Raw genomic sequence first — 2,895 nt, forward strand, 5'->3', positions numbered from 1 at the left:
TTCACTAAGGAACATAAATTTGATTTTCCCAAAATTCATCAATATTGTACATAGAAAATCATTTAGGATCGCTATAGTTGTGAAAGAAGGTTGATATAATTGGGAGGCATTGGTCACTCTAAGAATGAATCTTTCCTCTCTTACTACCGATAGGTAGGAAAAAGAACGAGAGAGGAAATTCCAAAAAAAACCACTGGGAGTCGGACTGAAACTGGTGGCAATTATGGGTTTTAATTCAGGAACTAGGGAAACGGTAGGCCTCTGGCTCACTGCGCTCACGCGCCGCCTCGTGAGGCACTATAATGAGTCTTGCAGAAGTCGTGAAACTCTCTTCTCTTTCCGACCTTCGCGTGCTAGCGCTAACGCGCCGCTTCGCTAACGTGTCTTCGCGGTTCGTTTAAAACTTGTTTTTTTCACAACTTATTTAGACTGGCTATATAATTAGTACAGTACACTTTACCAATTACTAGATGTACCTCATTTAACGCAGAAGTGTTATAGTATCCAATTAAGAATAATAAACCTATGCCTTACAGTAAATTCTCTCTCAGCAAAGCTGTAGAAGATTTTCATCTCACAATCATTGAAGGAGCGCGTTTTTTACCAGAAATACTCCCAGTGACTCCTAGTCTTTTACTACAAGATACTCTTAAAGAAACGATTCCATGGGCGATCGCGGTGAGTAGCGAGAAAGCTCGTTCTGAGGGTATCATCAATCCTGTGTTACTCGAAGTAAAACGCCAACTTCCCGGACAAATTAGCGTTTTTTCTGGTGAAGAATTCAATGTAGAACCGGAGGCTGAACTTACAGGCTATGTTGACTTTCTCCTGAGTCGTTCCCCGGAGCAACTATTTATCAAAGCTCCGGCAGTTATATTGGTGGAAGCCAAGAAAGAAGACCTTAAATCGGCTCTTGGCCAATGCCTTGCAGAAATGGTTGCAGCTCAACGCTTTAACCAACAAAAGCAACAGCCGATATCGACGATTTATGGAACGGTGACTAGCGGTACTGTTTGGCGTTTTCTTAAATTAGAAGAGCAATGCGCGTCCATTGACCTTACAGATTATCCGCTTCCTCCGGTTGAGCAAATCTTGGGTTTTCTGGTTTGGATGATGCAGGAAAGATGAGCTGCTATTAAACGGTTTTTGGGTATGTCAGTTAACTGACTTTCACCGATGAGAGTGCGTTCGTACTCTTAAAAACTGCGGGTACTATCGGCAATAACTAATGACTATTTTTCAACTTTCTGAGCTTTAACTTCTAACTGCTTTTGCTGTCGTTCTACAAACTCAGCAAGAGAACTTTTCCGAATTTCCATCTCCTGAAAATCCACCACAAAACTAGCTGTTTTCAGCTCAACCGCTAAAGCTTCAGTAATATCGATAATTTCCACCCAACTCGCACATTGATAATCTGAGTCTTCGTATTGCTTAATTCGATTTTCTTCCAGCCCCAGTCTATCCGCAAGTTCTTTTTGAGTCATTTTCGCAGCAATTCGAGCTTTAATTAAGACTCTTGGCAGCTCTAAAATCGAATCTACTTCAATTTTGAGGTCTTGAGTGCGATCGCACTCCACCAATCTTTCATACTCAGCTATTTCTGCCCTAAAAGTATCCAGATGACTTTGGATAGATTCACGCATCACTAACCACCAAGGATCGTTCTTTTTCACCTCTTCATCTTGGGCGTCATACTGGGCTAGCGTAGATTCACATCTTTTCGCTAACTCTTGGGTATACTCATATTGCTTTTTATTTCTAATCATGGCGACCACCTTACTAAATCTATAGCAATAATTCCTTTAGGATGCAGCTCTCTGTCCCGTTGAAATAATTCATAGGAAGTTAGATCGTAACTACCGACTGGCTGGTCGGACGGAAAGATTTCACCGCGATAAAGAGCTTTCTGTGCGGCTCTATCTGCATAATTTCTCAGTCGAGGAGCATGAGTTTTCAGATAATTCATATCAACCTCTTCTCTATCCCAACAAGCATCAAAATCTTGAGGAGCTAGTTTGCTAGTAATAAAACTACCATTGATGTAAATTGTTCTGCATCCTGCTGCCTTTAGCTGTTCCATTGCCATTTGCAAACCCTCTATCATGCGAGTACGAAGTGGTGTTATTCCAAAGCGATCTTTGAATTCTTCCCATTCGACCCAATACACTCCTGGTGGCAAGTTGCCGTTCTCATCAAATTCGGGAATCATGCCCTCACACCTTTACATTTTAACACAATTTTATTGTCGGTTTTTATAGCTATTGATTTTCTCAGCATACCTGAATATGCAGGCAAAAAGCCATCGCTATGAGTGATAATTAATAAGTTGTAACAGAAGCGACTGGTGCGATGCAGGGTTTTGAGTTAATTTTCAGGTCTAATTCGACACCGAATGTTCGGAATATTCCGACTCACTACGGTCAAATAGAAGTCGCCACAACTACATTTAGACTCAACGGTCAAACTCACACCTAAACGATGGAATACGACGAGGATTCGGAGGGCCTAATCGTCGCTATTAGAACCTCTCAAGGTAACAGTCAATCAGTAGTTTATGATGCCTTGGAACAGGTCAAATCGATGACAGATGTATTTGGCAACGTCACATCATACAGCTACGACTTGCACCAAGCATGCGGGCCAACAATACAACTCCACCTGCTGGGTCGGTTGTAACTCGCATTGACGAAATTACCTTACAGAAAAAATATGGTAAGCGGAAAGCGAGCAAAACTTTATTTAGTCCGCTCGATGCAAGCGACTCTCTTAGACTTTAGTTCCAGTAAAATTTGGCAACAAATCTGGACTTATTGTACATTATATAGCAATCCTAAATCAGAATCAATATTATGATACAATTATATGCAATACTCGATCGTAAAAAAAAATGAATAA

4 protein-coding genes are annotated in these 2,895 nt (G+C 41.0%); 2 read left to right on the plus strand and 2 right to left on the minus strand.

The genetic code is table 11. The features are described 5' to 3' along the window. Nucleotides 1-525 precede the first annotated feature (525 nt). Nucleotides 526-1,128, plus strand: coding sequence for a hypothetical protein (locus tag QUA80_RS33265; RefSeq protein ID WP_333429160.1), 603 nt, complete (start codon nucleotides 526-528; stop codon nucleotides 1,126-1,128). Between the two features lie 104 nt (nucleotides 1,129-1,232). Here QUA80_RS33265 and QUA80_RS33270 read toward each other — a convergent pair whose 3' ends face one another. Further along, nucleotides 1,233-1,766 carry a helix-turn-helix transcriptional regulator gene (locus QUA80_RS33270; RefSeq protein ID WP_333429161.1) on the minus strand — a complete coding sequence of 178 codons (534 nt, stop codon included), beginning with the start codon at nucleotides 1,764-1,766 and terminating at the stop codon, nucleotides 1,233-1,235. Further along, nucleotides 1,763-2,209, minus strand: coding sequence for a DUF6932 family protein (locus tag QUA80_RS33275; protein WP_333429162.1), 447 nt, complete (start codon nucleotides 2,207-2,209; stop codon nucleotides 1,763-1,765). Before QUA80_RS33275 ends, QUA80_RS33270 begins: the two co-directional genes overlap by 4 nt. Nucleotides 2,210-2,478: 269 nt before the next feature. Between QUA80_RS33275 and QUA80_RS33280 the strand changes: the two genes are divergently transcribed. Continuing rightward, complete coding sequence (locus tag QUA80_RS33280) at nucleotides 2,479-2,676, plus strand: hypothetical protein (protein ID WP_333429163.1); 198 nt, start codon at nucleotides 2,479-2,481, stop codon at nucleotides 2,674-2,676. Nucleotides 2,677-2,895 lie beyond the last annotated feature (219 nt).

It is taken from the genome of Microcoleus sp. F4-D5 (genome assembly GCF_036704885.1).
GTDB lineage: Bacteria > Cyanobacteriota > Cyanobacteriia > Cyanobacteriales > Microcoleaceae > Microcoleus.